Below are 18618 nucleotides of genomic sequence, written 5' to 3' on the forward strand. Positions count from 1 at the left end.
CCCGGATGGGCGAGGGAGTCGACAACCGCTTCAACTCGAAGCTCCGCGAAGCGTTCGGCTCCTCGCCGTTCATCCTCACCAAGTTCGACAAGTTCATGAACTGGGTGCGGGGCTCCTCGATGTTCATGCTGCAGTTCGGCATCGCCTGCTGCAGCATCGAAATGATGCACACCTACGCGGTGAAACACGACCTCGACCGCTTCGGCGCCGGGGTCCCCCGCGCCTCCCCGCGACAGGCGGACGTCATCATCGTCCCCGGGACGATCGTCTCGAAGTTCGCCCCGCGGATGAAGCGCGTCTACGACCAGATGCCCGAGCCGAAGTTCGTCGTCGGGATGGGTTCCTGCACCATCTCGGGCGGCCCCTTCCAGGAGGGGTACAACGTCATCAAGGGCGCAGAGGAGGTCATCCCGGTGGACATCCACGTCCCCGGCTGTCCCCCCCGTCCCGAGGCGCTCATCTACGGCGTCGCCAAACTGCAGGAGCGCGTCGCCAACGGCGAGACCTCCCCGGTGACGGTCAAGCCGTACGAACTCGAACAGTTCGGCGACCTCGACCGCGACGAACTCGTACAGCACCTCGCCGACCAGATCGACGAGGAGGACCTCGTCATGCGGTACAACTGGGCCGAGTCGCCATGAGTCTCGAAAAGCCAACCCCGAGCACGACCGCCGACGTCGGCGTCACCGAACAGGGCCTCGACTACGACGCACTCGAATCCCTGCTCGGCGACCTCGTCATCGGCCGGGAATCGCACGTCAACGCCGAGGCGTTCGTCGTCCGTCCCGACCGGGTGGCGACGGCCCTCGACCGACTGAAGTCCCGCGCCGGGTTCGACCACCTGTCGTGCGTGACGGCCCAGGAGTACGAGGACCGCTTCGAGTCCATCTACCACCTGAAGAAGTACGCCGACCCGACCCAGGAGGTCGGTATCGTCGTCCCGACGGGCCGCGAGAACCCCCACAGCCAGTCCGGCAACGCCGCGTTCCGCACCGCCGACTGGCACGAACGGGAGGCGTACGACCTCGTCGGCATCACGTACGACGAGCACCCCGACCTGCGGCGCATCCTCCTGCCCGAGACCTGGCAGGGCCACCCGATGCGGCTGGACTACGACCAGGAGCAGCCCCAGGTCGTCGCGTTCCGCGAGCACGCGAACCCCCTCCAGGACGACCAGCGCGACGACGGGGCGGACACGATGTTCCTCAACATCGGCCCGCACCACCCGGCGACGCACGGCGTCCTGCACCTGAAGGCGGTCCTCGACGGCGAGGTGGTCGCCGACGTCGACCCCGACATCGGCTACCTCCACCGCTGCGAGGAGCAGATGTGCCAGCAGAGCACCTACCGCCACCAGATCATGCCGTACCCCGACCGCTGGGACTACATCTCGGCGGGTATCCTCAACGAGTGGGCGTACGCGCGCGCGGCCGAGGACCTCGCCGACATCGAGGTCCCCGAGTACGCACAGATCATCCGGACGATGAGCGCCGAACTGTGCCGCATCGCGAGTCACATGCTCGCGGTCTCGACGTTCGCGCTCGACGTCTACGGCGACTTCACCGCCATCTTCCAGTACGGCGTCCGGGACCGCGAGGTCGTCCAGAACATCCTGGAGGACCTCACGGGCCAGCGGCTCATGTTCAACTACCTGCGCCTCGGCGGCGTCGCGTGGGACCTGCCCGAACCCCGCGAGGAGTTCTTCGAGAAGACCCACGACTTCCTCGACGGCCTCCCCGGCAAGCTAGAGGAGTACCACGACCTCCTGACGGGCAACGAGATCTTCCAGCTTCGCTGCGTGGATACGGGCGTCATCGAACCCGAGGTGGCCAAGAGCTACGGCGTCACCGGCCCGGTCGTCCGCGGCTCCGGCGTCGACTACGACCTGCGCCGGGACGACCCCTACGGCTACTACCCCGAACTCGACTGGGACGTCGTCACCGAGGACGGCTGTGACAACTACGCCCGGGTGCTCGTGCGGCTGAAGGAGGTCGAGGAGTCGGCGAAGATCATCGAACAGTGCGTCGACCTGCTCGAGGACTGGCCCGAGGACGAACGCACCATCCAGAGCAACGTCCCCCGGACGCTCAAGCCCGACACCGACCGCGAGATCTACCGCGCGGTCGAGGCGGCGAAGGGCGAACTCGGCATCTACATCCGCTCGGACGGCACCGACACGCCCGCCCGGTTCAAGATCCGCAGCCCGTGCTTCTCGAACCTGCAGGCGCTCCCGGAGATGTCCGAGGGCGAGTACGTCCCCGACCTCGTCGCGTCGCTCGGCAGCCTCGACATCGTGCTCGGTGAGGTCGACCGATGAGCGCGGGCGACCTCGCACTCCTCCTCCAGCAGAACGCCTCGAACGCGACCAACGCGACGGGGAACGCGACGAACGCGACGAACGCGACCGGCAACGCCACGAACGCCACCGCCGGCCCGGCCGGCGGCCCGATGCTCCCCGAGACCATCGGCGGGTTGCTCGGCTTCGGGAGCAACATGGGGCCGCTCGAGTCGTTCGTCGCGGCGCTGCTCGCGGCGTTCCTCATCGGCAACATCATGCTCATCACCACGGCCGTCGCCGGCCCGTGGGCCAAGCGCAAGATTACGGCGGCGTTCACCGACCGCATCGCGGTCAACCGCATCGGTCCGTTCGGCCTGCTCATCATCGTGGCCGACGCCGTCCGCCTGCTCTCGAAGGAGCTCATCATCCCGGACGGGGCCGACCGCCCGGCGTTCGACCTCGCGCCCATCGTGATGGTCTCCTCGGCGCTGCTCGGCTTCGCCGTCATCCCGATGGGGAGCGGTATCCAGCTGGCCGACCCCGAGGTCGGCCTCGCGTTCGTCTTCGCCGTCGCCTCCATCGCCAGCGTCGGGCTGGTGACGGCGGGCTACGCGTCGAACAACAAGTACTCGTTCCTGGGCGGGCTTCGCGCCGTCGCGCAGAACCTCGCCTACGAGATACCGCTCATCCTCACCGCGGCGTCGGTGGTCATCTTCGCCGGGACGCTCCAGATGAGCGAGATCGTCAACGCGCAGGCCGAACCGCTGTTCACCATCGCGGGTCTCACCATCCCTGCGTGGTACGCGTTCGTCAACCCGTTCGCGTTCGTGCTGTTCCTCGCGGCGAACCTCGCGGAGGTCGGGCGCAACCCGTTCGACGTGCCCGAGGCGCCGACGGAGATCGTCGCCGGCTACCAGACCGAGTACTCCTCGGTCTACTTCGTGCTGATGTACCTCGCCGAGTTCCTGCACATCTTCCTCGGCGGGGCCATCATCGCGACCATCTTCCTCGGCGGCCCGGCGGGACCGGTCCTCCCCGGGTTCATCTGGTTCACCATCAAGATCTGGGCGGTGTTCCTGCTCACACAGTGGGCGCGCTCTGCGGTCCCGCGCGTGCGCATCGACCAGCTCATCGAGATCGGCTGGAAGGGGATGCTCGTGCTGAGCTTCGCCAACCTCGTGCTGACGGCCATCATCGTCGGGGTGATCGCCTGACGTCGGCTCGCTCGGGGAGCCGTCCCCGAGTCGAAACCACCACACCACACAACCAATGATTGGAATCCTCAAGGGCATGGCGACCACGATGAAGCACGCCCTGGACGGGACGACGTTCACCGTCGAGTACCCGGACCAGGCACCGGAGGTCAGCCCCCGGTTCCGCGGCGTCCACAAGTTCAGCCAGGAGCGCTGTATCTGGTGTCGCCAGTGCGAGAACGTCTGCCCGAACGACACGATACAGATCGTCACGGACGACCAGCGTAACGGCGAGCAGTACAACCTCCACATCGGCCAGTGTATCTACTGCCGACTGTGTGAGGAGGTCTGCCCCGTCGACGCCATCCTGCTCACGCAGAACTTCGAGTTCACGGCGGACACGAAGGACGAGTTCGCCTACAACAAAGAACAGCTGAAGAACGTCCCCTGGTACAAGGACATCGACCCGCTCGCCTCGCGCGAACCCGACCGCGGCGCGTGGATCGGCGAGGGCGAGGGGAACGTGGACTACCAGTAGTACCTTTTTAGTGTGGGGGTCGCTCCGCGACCCCACTTGCAAAAAGCTACGCTAAAAAGGGCCGCGAGTCGCGTACCGCGCGACTCGCGGTGAACCCCTCGCTTCGCTCGGGGGCGCTGGGGTCGGCGACGGCCATCTATCTTTTCGAGGAGTTTCGTGGAGCACGTCGGCGATGGGCTCTGACCGCGGCGAGTGGACTGATTCCGATAGGTGCTGGGTGTCCCGGTCCCAGTGGCCGCTCGGGGAAGTCGTGGGAACCGCTCAGCACGGCAGCGACCGTGCCGGCTTCGTCCCGGTCGCAACTGTTGATGGCGTCAGTATCGTCGGAGGCGTCGCATACTCCGATATCAGACCGTCAGACGCAGACCGAGGGTCGAATGCACGCCGGAGATGGGCGGAAACACGGCCCCGTTCGAAACGGGCCGGCGGTCCTCGAAATCAGTGTCCCGCGCCTGCGCGCCCGTGGACGATTCTCGAAACGTTGAAACCCCGAGCGCAACGACAGACATCAATGGCAGTAGCAGAGACACTAGCATTCGCGCTGTTCGCTTTAGTTACGGTGGCGAGCAGCCTCGGCGTCGTGCTCGTGCGTGACGTCTGGCACGCAGCGCTACTCCTCGGGGTGGCGCTGGTGTCGGTGGCGGTGCACTACGTCATGCTCCAGGCCGAGTTCTTGGCGGCGATGCAGATCCTCGTCTACGTGGGCGGGGTTCTCATTCTCATCACCTTCGCCGTCATGCTCACTCGTACTACCCCGGTCGACGAGGAGGTGGCGACGTGACGTCCCGTCCCCGGTTGAAGACGGACGTGAACTACCTCCCGGGGCTCGCGGCGGTGGCGCTGTTCGCCGTCCTCGCGTTCGTCTTCCTGACGGCCCAGTTCGGCCAGCCCGTCGGGTTCGGCGAGGGCTCCATCACGCGGGGCATCGGCTTCGCCATGTTCGACATGGTCGAACTGAGCGAGTTCGACTCCGAGCCGTTCCTCGTCTCGTTCATCATCATCGCGGTGGTGCTCGACGCGGCGCTCGACGGGACCATCATGCTCGCCAAGCGCGAGGGCAGTGACGGCCCGCTCGGTGGCGCCCGCGACGCGCTCCTGACCGACGGCGGCCACGCCGGCACGGAGGACGACGACTGATGGTCGCCGTCCAGTACTACCTCGTGCTGTCGGCGGCGGTGTTCTGCATCGGGCTGTTCGGCATCCTGACCCGGCGCAACGCCCTGTTCTTCCTGATGAGCGTCGAGTTGATGCTGAACGCGGCGAACATCAACCTCGTCGCGTTCTCCTACCAGTTCGGCAACCTCACCGGACAGGTGTTCAGCCTCTTCACGATGGCGCTGGCCGCGGCCGAGGTGGCCGTCGGTATCGGCATCATCCTCGTACTGTACCGGAACTTCAGCGACGTGGACGTCACCAAGGCGACCACGATGAGGTGGTAACTCTATGGCAGGCGTCTTCGACTTCGCACCCGCGATCGCACTGTTGCCGTTCGTCTCGTTCCTCGTCGCCCTGTTCGGCGGGAAGTACATGCCCAAGCGCGGCGCGCTGGCGGGCATCGTCGCGACCGCCGGGTCGCTCGCGCTCTCCATCTGGGTCGCGCTGACGGTCGCCGGCGGCGAGACGTACAACGAGGTCATCTACACGTTCGTGGCGGCCGAGGAGCCGTTCGCGCTGGAGTTCGGCCTCCTGCTCGACCAGCTCTCGGCGCTGATGCTGGTCATCGTCTCGCTCATCGCGTTCCTCGTCCACGTGTTCAGTCTGGGCTACATGAACGACGAGGGCGAGACGGGACTGCCCCGCTACTACGCCGAACTCGGTCTGTTCACCGCCAGCATGCTCGGGTTCGTCATGTCCTCGAACCTGCTGATGGCGTTCATGTTCTTCGAGCTGGTCGGTCTCTGCTCGTACCTGCTCATCGGCTTCTGGTTCCGCGACGACGGGCCGCCGTCGGCGGCGAAGAAGGCGTTCCTCGTCACCCGCTTCGGGGACTACTTCTTCCTCGTCGGCGTCGTCGCCGTCTTCGCCACCTTCGGCACGGCGGCGTTCGCCGGGAGCGAGTCGTTCCCGGCGCTCGCGGAACAGGCGCTCGCCGGCGGCGCGAGCGACGTGAACACGTTCGGCTTCGAGGCCCAGGCGTGGTTCACGATCATCGGCCTGCTCGTCCTCGGGGGCGTGATGGGCAAGTCCGCGCAGTTCCCGTTCCACACGTGGCTCCCCGACGCGATGGAGGGCCCGACGCCCGTCTCCGCGCTCATCCACGCCGCGACGATGGTCGCCGCCGGCGTCTACCTCGTCGCCCGGATGTACGGCTTCTACGCGCTGAGTCCGACCGCGCTCGCGGTCATCGCCTTCGTCGGCGGCTTCACGGCGCTGTTCGCCGCGACGATGGGCGTCGTCAAGCGTGAGATCAAGCAGGTGCTCGCGTACTCGACCATCTCGCAGTACGGCTACATCATGCTCGCGCTGGGCGGGGGCGGCTACGTCGCCGGGGTCTTCCACCTCACCACCCACGCCATCTTCAAGGCGCTGCTGTTCCTCGGCGCGGGGTCGGTCATCATCGCGATGCACCACAACGAGGACATGTGGGACATGGGCGGGCTGAAAGACCGGATGCCCGTCACCTACTACGCGTTCCTCTCGGGCAGTCTCGCGCTCGCGGGCATCGTCCCGTTCTCCGGCTTCTGGTCGAAGGACGAGGTGCTCTTCGAGACGCTCGTCCACGGCCTCGGGGGGAGCCCCCTCCTGCTCGCGGCGTGGGCGATGGGCCTGCTCGCGGTGTTCTTCACCGGGTTCTACACCTTCCGGATGGTCCTGCTGACCTTCCACGGCGAACCCCGGACGGAGACGGCGCGCAACCCCCACGGCGTGCGCTGGAACGTGAAGGCGCCGCTCGCGGTGCTCGGCGTGCTGGCCGCGGTGGCCGGCGTCATCAACCTCGTGCCCGTGCACACTCTCACGGGCGGGTTCCCACCGGAGTACCTCCACGACTGGCTGTACTACGGTCCCGAGGGTCTCAACGGGACCTACTACGGCGAACTGCTCGAGCAGTTCGCCGGCTACGAGTCCGGCTACCCGCTCGGTGAGGTCGGGACGATGCTCGCCTCGGCGGGCGTCTCGCTCGGTCTCGCGCTCGCCGGCGCGGGCCTCGCGGTGGCGCTCTACCGCGGCCCCTCGCCGGTCGAACACACGGACAGACTCGGCTCTCTCAAGACCGTGCTCTTCAACAACTACTACCAGGACGAGTATCAGGTGTGGCTCGCAGAGGGGCTGACGACGAACGTCGCCCGGGCCGCCGACAAGTTCGACCAGGGCGTCATCGACGGCGTGGTCAACGGCGTCTCCAGCGTCTCGCTGTTCTCCGGGAGCCGCGTCCGTCGTCTCCAGACCGGTATCGTCAGCAACTACGCGACGCTGCTCACGCTGGGGCTGGTCGCGCTCATCGTCGGCCTCGGCCTGCTCGGGGGGTGGTTCTGAGTGCTGATCGAGGTACTCATCGCCGCCTGTCTGGTCGGTGCCGTCGCGTCGTTCCTCGTCCCCGACCGCTTCGCGGGCCGGGTCGCGCTCGCCATCAGCCTCGTCCCCGTCGCCGTCAGCACCTACATGTACTCGGTGTTCGACGGCTCGGGCAACGCGCTGCTCGGTGGCGACCTCGCCTTCGAGACGTCGGTCGCGTGGCTCCAGCTCGGGCAGTACGAGCTGAGCTACTACACCGGCCTCGACGGCATCTCGATGCCGCTGGTCGTCCTCTCGACCATCCTGACGACGCTCGCCATCCTGAGCGCGTGGACGCCCATCCAGGAGCGCCAGTCCCAGTTCTACGGGCTGATGTTCGTGATGGAGGCGAGTCTCGTCGGCGTCTTCTCCGCGCTCGACTTCTTCGTCTGGTTCGTCTTCTGGGAGGCCGTCCTCATCCCGATGTACCTGCTCATCGGTGTCTGGGGCGGCCCGCGCCGGAAGTACGCCGCGATCAAGTTCTTCGTCTACACGAACGTCGCCTCGCTGGTGATGTTCGTCGGCTACTTCACCCTCGTGTTCGCGCTGGGTGACTCCATCTCGACGCTCGCGCTGCCCGACGTCGCACAGGCCGTCGACGCGGGGAACCTCGGCTCGGTGTACGGCCTCCCGGCCGAGACGGTCGGGCTAGTGGCGTTCGTGCTGCTGTTCCTCGGGTTCGCGGTGAAGGTGCCCGTCGTCCCGCTGCACACGTGGCTGCCGGACGCCCACGTCGAGGCGCCCACGCCGGTGTCGGTGATGCTGGCGGGCGTCCTCCTGAAGATGGGGACCTACGCCCTGCTGCGGTTCAACTTCACGATGCTGCCGGAGGCGGCGACGACGCTCGCCCCGTACCTCGCGGCCGTCGCGGTCATCAGCGTCATCTACGGCGCGATGCTCGCGCTCGCCCAGCAGGACCTGAAGCGTATCGTCGCGTACTCGTCGGTGTCCTCGATGGGCTACGTCATCCTCGGCCTCGTCGCCTACACGGTGTACGGCCTCGGCGGCGCGACGTTCCAGATGATCGCCCACGGCCTCATCTCGGGGCTGCTGTTCCTCTGCGTCGGCGTCATCTACAACACGACGCACACGCGCATGGTGGGCGACATGAGCGGACTGGCCGACCGGATGCCCGTCACGGTGGGCGCGATGGTCGCCGGGTCGTTCGCCTACATGGGCCTGCCGCTGATGGCGGGCTTCGCGGCGGAGTTCTTCATCTTCGTCGGGACGTTCAACGCCGGCTTCCCCGGCGCGCCCGTCTTCACGTCGCTCGCGATGTTCGGCATCGTCGTCGTCGCGGGCTACCTGCTGTTCGCGATGCAGCGCACCCTCTTCGGGGGGTTCTTCTCCGCGACCGACTACCCCGTCACCCGCGCGAGTCCCCACGACGTCGTGCCGCTGCTCGTGCTGGTCGTCCTCATCATCGTGCTGGGGACGTACCCCGACCTCGCGTTCGCGATGATTCGCGACGCGGTCGGGCCGATGCTCGAACTGGAGGGCGCGACGTACGCTGACGTGGAGACACGTGGCGTGCTCTCCGCGCTCGGAGGTGTCAAATGATTCCGTTGCAAACCACCGGTACCGAACTCGCGGGCCTGACCATGCTCGCACCGTCGCTCGTGCTCGGCGTGGCCGCGCTCGTGCTGTTCCTCGTCGACAGTATCGACCCCGGGCAGGCGAGCCGCGGCGTGCTCTCGGGTATCGCCACCGTCGGCTCGCTCGGCGCGCTGCTGGCGGCCGGCGTCGTCCTGCTGCTGACCGGCGGCGAGTCGACCGTCCTCTACGGCGGCCAGCTCGTCGTCGACGGGATGAGCCTGTTCTTCACGTTCATCTTCGCGAGCGTGACGGCGCTCGTCAGCCTCGCCAGCTACGACTACCTGCGCGACGACCCCCACCAGGCGGAGTACTACTCGCTGATGCTACTCGCGGCGACGGGGATGACGCTGATGGCGGCGTCGAACTCCTTCGCCACGGTGTTCGTCAGCCTCGAACTCGCCTCGCTGCCCTCCTACGTGCTCGTCGCGTACCTGAAGAGCAACCGGGGGAGCGTCGAGGCGGGCATGAAGTACTTCCTCATCGGCGCGCTCTCCTCGGCCGTCTTCGCCTACGGTATCAGCCTCGTCTACGGCGTCACCGGGAGCCTGCTGCTGCCCGAGGTGGCGGACGCGCTCTCCGGCGGCGTCGACGACGGCCTCGTCGGCGTCCTCGGCGTCGGCGTGGTGATGGTCATCGGCGGGTTCGCGTTCAAGACCGCCTCGGTGCCCTTCCACTTCTGGGCGCCGGAGGCGTACGAGGGCGCCCCCTCGCCCATCTCGGCGTTCCTCTCGTCGGCCTCGAAGGCCGCCGGGTTCGTCGTCGCCTTCCGCGTGTTCCTCACCGCGTTCCCCGTCGGCGCCGACATCGGTGTCGACTGGGTGCTCGCGTTCCAGGTGCTCGCGTTCGTGACGATGTTCGTCGGGAACTTCGCGGCCGCCACCCAGGAGAACGTCAAGCGCATGATGGCGTACTCCTCCATCGGCCACGCGGGGTACGTCCTCATCGCGCTGGGCGCGCTCACCGGCGTCGGCGACAACCAGCTCATCCTCGGCGCGGGGATGATTCACCTCGCCGTCTACGGCTTCATGAACACGGGCGCGTTCCTGTTCATCGCGCTCGCCGAGTACTGGAGCGTCGGTCGCACTTTCGAGGACTACAACGGCCTCGGGAAGCAGGCACCGGTCGCCTGCGCGGCGATGACCGTCTTCCTGTTCAGCCTCGCGGGCCTCCCCATCGGCGGGGGCTTCCTCTCGAAGTTCTTCCTGCTGTACGCCGCCATCGACGGCGGGGTGCTCCTGCTCGCGGCCGCGCTCATCATCAACAGCGCGCTGTCGCTCTACTACTACACCCGGGTCGTCCGGGCGATGTGGCTCGAGGAGCGGAGCACGCCGGTCGCCATCGACGGCTACCCGACTGGCCTCTACACGGCCATCGTCGTCGCCGCCGTGGTGACCTTCGCGCTCCTGCCCGGTCTGTTCTTCTTCTCGGACCTCGCGTTCGAGGCGGCCGGCACGTTCGTCTGAACGCCCTCGACACGCCGTCGGTCCGTCCTCGTCGCTCCTCGTTCCCTCGGTCGTCTCGCAGCCGACACGTCGAGCGCCCGCTCGCCGCAGTGCTTTAGCCCCTCGCACCTGTACCCAACCTATGACTACTCGGCTCGTGCTCGGCTGCAGTTCCTTCGGGCACGTCCTGCTCGACGACCTCGACCGGTACGCGGGCGAGGTCCTCGTGGTGACCCGCGACGAGCAACGCGTCGAGGCACTGCGCGAGGAGGGCATCCCGGCCGTCGAGGGCGACTGTACGGACCCGACCGTCGTCGCCGAGGCCGTCGACGAGGAGGACCGCCCGGTCGAGAGCGTCCTCGTCGCCGGCGACGACGCCGAGCGAAACCGGGAGACGGTGGCGGCCGCCCGCGAGGCCTACCCGGAGGCCGTCGTGCTCGCCTACGTCCCCCCCGAGACGTCGGCGGACCTGGTCGCGGCGCTGGAGGCGGCCGCCGACCGCGTCGTGAACCCCGAGCGCACCCTCACCCGGCGCATCCTCGCGCCGACGCGCCGCGACGGCCTCCGGGTGCGCCAGTTGCGTCGCGTCCTGCGGGACGTCGACGGGACGCTCGCCGTCGTGATGCACGACAACCCGGACCCGGACGCCATCGCGAGCGCCGTCGCGCTCGCCGACATCGCCGAGACCGCCGGCTGTCCGGCCGAGCCCATCTACTACGGCGACATCACCCACCAGGAGAACCTCGCGCTGGTGAACCTCCTCGAGTTCGACCTCGTGAACCTCGACCCGGGCGACGACCTCTCCGAGTACGGCGGGTTCGCGCTCGTCGACCACTCCCGTCCGGGCGTGAACGACCAGCTCCCCGAGGACACGCCCGTCGACATCGTCATCGACCACCACCCGCCGCGCGAACCGGTCGAGGCGCGCTTCGTCGACCTCCGCAGCGACGTCGGCGCGACGAGCACGCTCCTCGTCGACTACCTGCGTCGCCTCGGGATGCGACCGTCCGAGGCTGTCGCCACCGGCCTGCTCTACGGTATTCGCGTCGACACGAAGGACTTCAGCCGGGAGGTGGTCGCCGACGACTTCGAGGCGGCGGCCTACCTGTTGCCCTACGCCGACGAGGCGACCCTCGAACGCGTCGAGTCCCCGAGCGTGAGCGTCGACATCCTCGACACCATCGGACGTGCCATCCGCGAGCGCGAGGTGGAGGGAACGGTTCTCACGTCCTGCGTCGGTCGCCTCCGGTCGCGCGACGCGCTCGCGCAGGCGGCCGACCGCCTCCTCGACATGGAGGGTGTCTCGACGACGCTCGTCTACGGGACCAGCGAGGGGACCATCTACGCCTCCGCCCGGACGCGCGGGGCCGACCTCGACGTCGGCGAGACGCTCCGCGAGGCGTTCGGCCAGATCGGCGAGGCGGGCGGCCACGCGGACATGGCGGGCGCCCAGATACCCCTCGGCCTGCTCGGGAGCGTCGAGGAGGAGGCCGGCGACGAACTCCAGGCGATAATCAAGGACGTGGTCAACGACCGGTTCTTCGAGACGCTCCGCTCGCGGCCCGACTGGTCGCTCACCGAGCGCTTCGACGACGGCGTCGAGGGCGTCGAGGGCGTCGCCGTCGGGCAGGCCGACGACGAGTAGGGACCGCACCGACCGGGAGGCTTTTGCTCGGCACTCCCCTCCTCCGTGGTAATGGTCGACGGCGAGGAGCGCAAACTCCGCGTGAAGGACTACATGACGCGGGACGTGGCGACTGTCGATATCGACGAGACGGTCGCCGACGTGAAGCGACGCATCGCCGAGAACGAAGACCACAGCGGCTTTCCCGTCTGTGACGGCCGCCGGGTCCACGGGTTCATCAGCGCGCGCGACCTGCTGCTGGCCGACGACGACGAGCCGATGTTCAAGGCGATGAACGACGACCTCATCGTCGCTCACCCGGAGATGGGCATCAACGACGCCGCGCGCGTCATCCTCCGGTCGGGCATCCAGAAGCTCCCGGTCGTCGACGACGCGGGGAACCTCGTCGGCATCATTTCGAACGCGGACGTCGTCCGCAGTCAGATAGAGCGCGCCACCCCCGGGAAGGTGGACAAACTGATGGCGACCCTCCGGAACATCCACGGGGTCGGTATGCGCCAGGAGCGCCGGAAGGTCCCGTTGAGTCGGCTCGTCCCCACGCAGTCGAAGGTGTACACGGACGAACTGGAGGGGCGACGCTACGAACTGCAGAACGGCCTCGCCGAACCGCTCGTCGTCATCGACAACGGCGACGACGGCCTGTTGCTCGCCGACGGTCACCACCGCGTGAAGGCGGCCAGTCGCATCGGCGTCGAGGAGATGGACGCCTACGTCATCATCCTCGACGAGCAGGTCCCCCTCGGGATGGCCGAGACCGCCCGCAAGGGGAACCTCGGGAGCATCGACGACATCCAGGAGGTCGACTACGCCCACCACCCGCTGGTCGAGACGACGGAGCGGTTCCAGAACTCGGGCTGACGGTCACTCTTCGCACCGGGGTATTCACCCTCGAGAGGGCGTCAGACGGCCGCGACCGGCGGTTTTTTGCGCGTTCGAGTGGTACCACGTGGTACTCGGTATCTCCCCCCAATGAGCGTCGAGACAGCGCGACGAAACCGGCGGGCGGCCTCCGCAGCGGTCGCCATCGAGGGACTGACCAAGACCTACGGCGAGGTTCGGGCGGTCGACGGCGTCTCGCTGACGGTCGAGCGCGGCGAGGTGGTCGGCCTGCTCGGCCCGAACGGGGCGGGCAAGACCACGCTCATCAAGTGTGCGCTCGGCCTCCTCGTCCCGACGGCCGGGGCGATTCGCGTCGGCGAGGTGGACGTCAGGAGCGACACCGCGCGCGCCTACCGCGAGGTGAGCGCGATGCTGGAGGGCGCGCGCAACGTCTACTGGCGGCTCACCGTCCGCGAGAACGTCCGGTTCTTCGCCGGCCTCCAGGGCATCGACCCCCGGACCCGCCGGGAGACCCACGCCGACCTCATCGCGTCGCTCGGGCTCGCCGAGCAGGCGGACACGCCCGTCGTCGACCTCTCCCGGGGGATGAAACAGAAGACGGCGCTCGCGTGCACGCTGGCGCGCGAGACGCCGGTGGTGTTCCTCGACGAACCGACCCTCGGCCTCGACGTGGAGGCCTCGCTCGGCCTGCGCCAGCGCATCCGACGACTGGCCGACGAGGAGGGCCGGACCATCGTCCTCAGCAGCCACGACATGGACGTCGTCCAGGAGGTCTGTGACCGCGTGGTCGTCCTGAACGACGGCCGCGTCGTCGCCAACGGGAGCGTCGACGACCTGGTGGGCGCGTTCCGCGCGCGTGCCTACCGCGTCACCGTCTCGGCGGACCTCCCGCTCGCGGCCCGCGAGCGTCTCGAGCGCGCCCACCGCGTCGAGCGCTGGAGTCGGACCGCGAGCGGCCTCCGCTTCGAGGTGACGCTCGACGACGCGGCGGCGTTCTACGCCCTCGTCGACGACCTGCGCGAGACGGACGTCGACCTCGTCTCCGTGACGGCCGTCGAACCCGACCTCGAGGACGCCTTCCTACAGTTGACCGACAGGGTGGACCGGTGAGCGCGACGGTCGGCGAGACGGCGGTGCTCGCGCGGACCGTCGCCCGAAAGTCGCTCGTCCTCCGGCGACGCTACGCGTTCAACACGGTGACGAACCTGCTCACCGTCTACGTCTTCTTCGCGCTGGTGGTGTTCGGGGGGCGGACGCTCGCCCCCGGGGCCGTCGAGGACTCCCTGTCGGGCATCGTCGTCGGGTTCTTCCTCCTGCTGATGGCGAGCGTCGCCTACGCCGACCTCTCGTGGGAACTCATCCGCGAGGCCCAGTGGGGGACGCTCGAACAGCTCTACATGTCGCCGCTCGGCTTCGGGCGGGTGGTAGCGGTGAAGACGGCGGTGAACCTGCTGGTGAGTTTCGCCTACGGCGTCGTCTTGTTGGCGGCGATGCTCGTGACGACGGACGCGCGGGTGACCGTCGCCCCGATAGCCGTCCTCGTCCTCGGTGCGCTGACGCTCTGTTCGGCCGTCGGCGTCGGCTTCGCCCTCGGCGGCCTCGCGCTCGTGTTCAAACGCATCGAGAGCGTCTTCCAGCTCGTCCAGTTCGGCTTCGTCGCGCTCATCGCCCTGCCCGTCGAGTCCGTCCCGCTCGCGAAGCTCCTCCCGCTCGCGGTCGGGAGCCACCTCCTGCGCCAGACCATGAGCGAGGGGACGGCGCTGTGGGCGCTGCCGGCGGTCGACCTCGCACTCCTCGGACTGACGGCGGTCGGCTACGCGGGCGCCGGCTACTACGTCTTCCGCCTCGGCGCGCGCCGCGCCCGCCGGAGCGGCCGACTGGGGCAGTACTAGTACCGTCGTCATCGGGCGACGACACCGCCCCCGATTCACTGGCGATTGACACGTCTCTCCCCGGACTCGGACGAACATATATGGGGGCGGTCGGAGACGACCCGGTATGGTATACAGTTACGAACCGCATCACTTCGAGGCGTTCGAGGAAGGCCAGACGTTCCGGAGCCCCGGTCGAACCATCACCGAGACGGACGTCGTGATGCACGCCGCGACGACCAGCGACTGGAACGAACTCCACACGAACGTCGAGTTCGCCCGCGAGCGAGACTTCGACGGGCGCATCGCCCACGGTCCGATGACGTTCGTGCAGGCCATCGGGATGGTCATGCGGATCGGCATCCTCGAGCGGACCGCGTACGCGTTCCTCGGGATGGACCAGATGGTCCTGCCGAACCCGGTCCGCATCGGCGACACGGTCTCGGTCGACATCGAGGTCACCGAGACGAGGGAACTGGAGTCCCGCGACGACGTGGGCCTGGTGGTTTTCGAGACCGAGATGACCACACAGGAGGGGACGACCGTCTTCCGAGGCGACCTGAAGTTCTTCGTCCTCAAGACCGACCAGACCGAGTTCGGGGGTTGAACACCGGGGCGTCCGACCGTGCGACAGCGGTCGACCGAACCGCACCCGTCCGTCGACGGTCCACGACAAGCTATATGTGACGGGGTGATACTCGATACCGTATGTCGTTCGATTCGAGTGCTATCGAGACAGTGACCGTCGATTCGTACGGGACGCTCGTCGACCCGTCCGCCGTCGAGACGGCGCTGGCCGAACACGTCGACCAGGTGGAATCGGTGTCCGACCTGTGGCGAAGCCGGTCGCTCATGTACACGATGGTGAGCAACTTCACCGACGCGTACCGGCCGTTTTACGATATGAACCGGGACGCGCTCCGCTTCGCTCTCGAGAGCCACGGGGTCACGCTCCCCGCCGAGACGGTCGAGGACGTCCTGTCGACGTATCACGACCTCGACCCCTTCGACGACGTCCGGGGAGGGCTCGAGGCGCTCACCGACGCCGGATACGACGTGTACGTCCTCTCGAACGGGAACCCGGAGATGCTGGAATCGATGGTCGAGGCGGCGGCCATCGAGGACGTCGTCGCTGACCTGATCAGTGCCCACGAGATACGGACGTTCAAACCCGACGTCGACATCTACCGGCACGCGGCCGCGCGGACCGGCACGCCCATCGACGCGATCGCACACGTCGCCGGCCCGACGTTCGACGTCCAGGGAGCGATGCACGCGGGGATGCAGGGTGTCTGGATCGACCGCGACAGGGGACCGTGGGACCCGTCGGTCGAACGGCCGGACCTCGTCGTCGAGACGTTCTTCGAGTTCGCGGACGAGATCACGTCGTAGCGCGACCCGTCGCTCGACACTCACTCGTCGTTCGAATCGACCCGACGACCCGGACGAACGCGGAGGATGATCGACGAACGCTAGAACTCACGGCGGATACCGGTTGTACGAACGGATATCGCTCCGTATCAACATAAGAACTTAATAGTTGTATTGACACGGGGGGTAGTGTATGCAGACACATACCAAAGAAGCGCTCGCATCGGTGGGCGCGGCACTGGCACTCGTCGCTGTGATTCACTCGGGAATCTGGTTCACGATGTTCGGGACCCCCGACGTCACCGTGCTGGGGTTCCCGTTTCACTACTTCTGGATGGTGGCCGGCGGGCCGGCGGTGATGTTCGTCCTGTACTGGGTGTACTACCAGTACGTCACCACCTCGATAATGGCGGAGAAAGAGCAACTGAAGGCGGCCGCGAACGACGCCAGAACGCGCGGCGAGGTCGGTGCGACGGGTGGGGGCGATGATTGAGCCGCTCCAGCAGGCCGGTGAGTACCCGTTTCAGGAGACGTTCACGGACCTGCTGTTCCCGCTGTTGATCATCGGTGTGACGTTCGTCGTCTACTACGGCATCAGCTACTACATGAAGGGTCGGATCCACGGGACCGACGACTACATGGTGGCGGGTCGGACCATCGGTTCGTTCGTCAACGGGTCGGCGATCTCCGCGACGTGGGAGAGCCTGGCGACGTTCATGGGGGTCGTCGCGTTGATGATAACCGTCCAGATCCCGTTTCTGGCGGTGTGGACGAACTTCCTGCTCTCGATTCCGCTGATCGTCATCCTGTACGGCCAGACGCTCCGCCGACTGGGTTCGTACACCCCCGCGACGTTCTGTAAGGACCGCTACGGAAACGCGACGTCCGTGGTGATGGCGCTGCTCATCGTGTTCGTGATGCTCATGTACGCGCTCGGGCAGTTCATCGGGCTCGCACAGATCGCGGAGATCCTCTTCGGCTGGGACTACACGCTCTCGCTGTTCGTCATCGCCGCGCTGGTCACCGGTTACGTCGTCATCGCCGGGATGTGGGGCGTCTCGTACAACTCGGCCCTGCAGTTCTGGATCATGTTCACGGCGGCCTTCGTCCCGATGATGTTCGTCCTCAACCAGCTGGGGTCGAGCGGCTGGTTCTTCCCGCCGCTCGGCTACGGGGACCTCGTGCCGGAGATGCAGGCGGCCAACCCCGGCTTCTTCGACATGGTGTACGACACCCGCTGGTACTTCGCGATGTTCCTCGCGATGGCGCTCGGGCCGGTCGGGATGCCCCACCTCGCCCAGCGTATCTTCACCAGCCGCAACGTCGAGGCCGGCCGCAAGACCGTCTTCTGGTTCATCGTCGTCACCGCCCTGATGTTCGCGACCATCTACGCCGTCGCGTTCGCCGGCGTCTTCTGGCTGGGAAACGAGGGGTACGAGATCGCGGACGCCGACCTGGACAAGATGATCTTCTACCTCAACTTCGCGTTCAACGGCAACACCATCACCGGCTACGTCGTCGCCGGCGCGATCGCGGGCGGTCTCTCGACGGTGAGCGGCCACATGCTCGCGATCAGCGCCGCCGTCGCGAACGACGTCATCGAGGCGTTCGAACTCGACATGACCAGCGACCGCAAGACGCAGTTCGGCTACGCCTCGGTCGTCGCGGCCGGTCTCGTCATCGCCCTGATCGCGCTCGACCCGCCCGCGTTCCTCGTCGTGAGCATCCTGTGGGCGTTCGCTATCAGTGCCGCCGCGATCACGCCGACGATCGTCCTCGGCGTCTGGTCCGCCCGGGTGAACCGCTACGGGGCGATCGCCTCGAGCGTCGTCGGGTTCGCGACCGTCGTCGTCCTCTCGCCACACGCGTTCGACGGAATCGGTGCGGGAGCCGAGGGGCTGACGGCGAGCCTCGGCATCGACGCGATCATGATCGCGTTCCCGCTCTCGATCATCACGTTCGTCGTCGTCTCGCTCGTCGCCGAGCGAATCGACGCCCTCGGCGTCGATCCGGCGGGCACCCGGTCGCTCATCAACGAGATGCACGGCTACCCCGACGACGGTACCGAGCGCTTCACCAGCGCGACGCCGCTGATCGTCCTCGCACTGCTCATGCTGCCGATCCTCTGGTGGGGGGTCCAGCCCTGGTAAGCTAACTGGCTGCCAGTCCGAACCCGACCATGCAGTTCTTCGGTACGCCACTCGGAACCGCACTCTGGGCACTCATCGGTGTCGGGACCGCCGCCCTCGCGGTCACCAACGGGAACCGGGTGACCGCCGTGATCGCGACCGGCTGGCTCGCGCTCGCCGTGTTCAGTTTCTACGAATACCGGAAGGGCGACGGGTAGCGCCG

General features: G+C 67.3%; 19 protein-coding genes. All 19 read left to right on the plus strand.

Annotated elements, in window-relative coordinates; genetic code table 11:
• Positions 1-5 precede the first annotated feature (5 nt).
• The 19 genes from P1Y20_RS06575 to P1Y20_RS06665 all read left to right on the plus strand — a co-directional run bounded on the left by P1Y20_RS06575 (position 6) and on the right by P1Y20_RS06665 (position 18613).
• Positions 6-641, plus strand: coding sequence for an NADH-quinone oxidoreductase subunit B (locus tag P1Y20_RS06575; protein WP_379737787.1), 636 nt, complete (start codon positions 6-8; stop codon positions 639-641).
• The gene (locus tag P1Y20_RS06580) at positions 638-2317 is read left to right on the plus strand and encodes an NADH-quinone oxidoreductase subunit D (RefSeq protein WP_304447866.1); all 1680 of its coding nucleotides are present in this window, start codon (positions 638-640) and stop codon (positions 2315-2317) included. Before P1Y20_RS06575 ends, P1Y20_RS06580 begins: the two co-directional genes overlap by 4 nt.
• Before the next feature lie 131 nt (positions 2318-2448).
• Positions 2449-3492, plus strand: coding sequence for a complex I subunit 1/NuoH family protein (locus P1Y20_RS06585; RefSeq protein ID WP_379737790.1), 1044 nt, complete (start codon positions 2449-2451; stop codon positions 3490-3492).
• 55 nt (positions 3493-3547) lie between these two features.
• Positions 3548-4009 carry a NuoI/complex I 23 kDa subunit family protein gene (locus P1Y20_RS06590; RefSeq protein WP_304447867.1) on the plus strand — a complete coding sequence of 154 codons (462 nt, stop codon included), beginning with the start codon at positions 3548-3550 and terminating at the stop codon, positions 4007-4009.
• Between the two features lie 511 nt (positions 4010-4520).
• Positions 4521-4790 carry an NADH-quinone oxidoreductase subunit J gene (locus tag P1Y20_RS06595; protein ID WP_304447868.1) on the plus strand — a complete coding sequence of 90 codons (270 nt, stop codon included), beginning with the start codon at positions 4521-4523 and terminating at the stop codon, positions 4788-4790.
• Positions 4787-5146, plus strand: coding sequence for a hypothetical protein (locus P1Y20_RS06600; RefSeq protein ID WP_304447869.1), 360 nt, complete (start codon positions 4787-4789; stop codon positions 5144-5146). Before P1Y20_RS06595 ends, P1Y20_RS06600 begins: the two co-directional genes overlap by 4 nt.
• On the plus strand, positions 5146-5448 hold the full coding sequence (gene nuoK, locus P1Y20_RS06605; RefSeq protein ID WP_304447870.1) for an NADH-quinone oxidoreductase subunit NuoK: 303 nt from the start codon (positions 5146-5148) through the stop codon (positions 5446-5448). Before P1Y20_RS06600 ends, nuoK begins: the two co-directional genes overlap by 1 nt.
• Before the next feature lie 4 nt (positions 5449-5452).
• Positions 5453-7483 carry an NADH-quinone oxidoreductase subunit L gene (nuoL, locus tag P1Y20_RS06610; RefSeq protein WP_304447871.1) on the plus strand — a complete coding sequence of 677 codons (2031 nt, stop codon included), beginning with the start codon at positions 5453-5455 and terminating at the stop codon, positions 7481-7483.
• Positions 7484-9061 (plus strand): complex I subunit 4 family protein, encoded by a 1578-nt coding sequence (locus P1Y20_RS06615; protein WP_304447872.1) that lies wholly within the window; start codon positions 7484-7486, stop codon positions 9059-9061. It abuts the gene before it with no gap.
• A complete protein-coding gene (locus P1Y20_RS06620; RefSeq protein WP_304447873.1) occupies positions 9058-10560 on the plus strand; it encodes an NADH-quinone oxidoreductase subunit N in 1503 nt (500 codons plus the stop codon). Before P1Y20_RS06615 ends, P1Y20_RS06620 begins: the two co-directional genes overlap by 4 nt.
• A gap of 121 nt (positions 10561-10681) precedes the next feature.
• Positions 10682-12184: a DHH family phosphoesterase gene (locus tag P1Y20_RS06625; protein ID WP_304447874.1), complete on the plus strand. Its 1503-nt coding sequence runs from the start codon at positions 10682-10684 to the stop codon at positions 12182-12184.
• Between the two features lie 51 nt (positions 12185-12235).
• On the plus strand, positions 12236-13042 hold the full coding sequence (locus P1Y20_RS06630; RefSeq protein WP_304447875.1) for a CBS domain-containing ParB/RepB/Spo0J family partition protein: 807 nt from the start codon (positions 12236-12238) through the stop codon (positions 13040-13042).
• A gap of 111 nt (positions 13043-13153) precedes the next feature.
• A complete protein-coding gene (locus P1Y20_RS06635; RefSeq protein ID WP_304447876.1) occupies positions 13154-14134 on the plus strand; it encodes an ABC transporter ATP-binding protein in 981 nt (326 codons plus the stop codon).
• Positions 14131-14916: an ABC transporter permease gene (locus tag P1Y20_RS06640; RefSeq protein WP_304447877.1), complete on the plus strand. Its 786-nt coding sequence runs from the start codon at positions 14131-14133 to the stop codon at positions 14914-14916. The genes P1Y20_RS06635 and P1Y20_RS06640 overlap by 4 nt, the downstream gene beginning before the upstream one ends.
• Positions 14917-15022: 106 nt before the next feature.
• Positions 15023-15502 (plus strand): MaoC/PaaZ C-terminal domain-containing protein, encoded by a 480-nt coding sequence (locus P1Y20_RS06645; protein WP_304447878.1) that lies wholly within the window; start codon positions 15023-15025, stop codon positions 15500-15502.
• 101 nt (positions 15503-15603) lie between these two features.
• Positions 15604-16287 carry a haloacid dehalogenase type II gene (locus P1Y20_RS06650; protein ID WP_304447879.1) on the plus strand — a complete coding sequence of 228 codons (684 nt, stop codon included), beginning with the start codon at positions 15604-15606 and terminating at the stop codon, positions 16285-16287.
• Between the two features lie 172 nt (positions 16288-16459).
• Positions 16460-16759 carry a hypothetical protein gene (locus P1Y20_RS06655; RefSeq protein ID WP_304447880.1) on the plus strand — a complete coding sequence of 100 codons (300 nt, stop codon included), beginning with the start codon at positions 16460-16462 and terminating at the stop codon, positions 16757-16759.
• The gene (locus P1Y20_RS06660) at positions 16752-18416 is read left to right on the plus strand and encodes a sodium:solute symporter family protein (protein ID WP_304447881.1); all 1665 of its coding nucleotides are present in this window, start codon (positions 16752-16754) and stop codon (positions 18414-18416) included. The genes P1Y20_RS06655 and P1Y20_RS06660 overlap by 8 nt, the downstream gene beginning before the upstream one ends.
• 29 nt (positions 18417-18445) lie before the next feature.
• Positions 18446-18613, plus strand: a complete 168-nt coding sequence (locus tag P1Y20_RS06665; protein ID WP_304447882.1) for a hypothetical protein — start codon at positions 18446-18448, stop codon at positions 18611-18613.
• Positions 18614-18618 lie beyond the last annotated feature (5 nt).

The organism is Halomarina ordinaria (genome assembly GCF_030553305.1).
Taxonomy (GTDB): domain Archaea; phylum Halobacteriota; class Halobacteria; order Halobacteriales; family Haloarculaceae; genus Halomarina; species Halomarina ordinaria.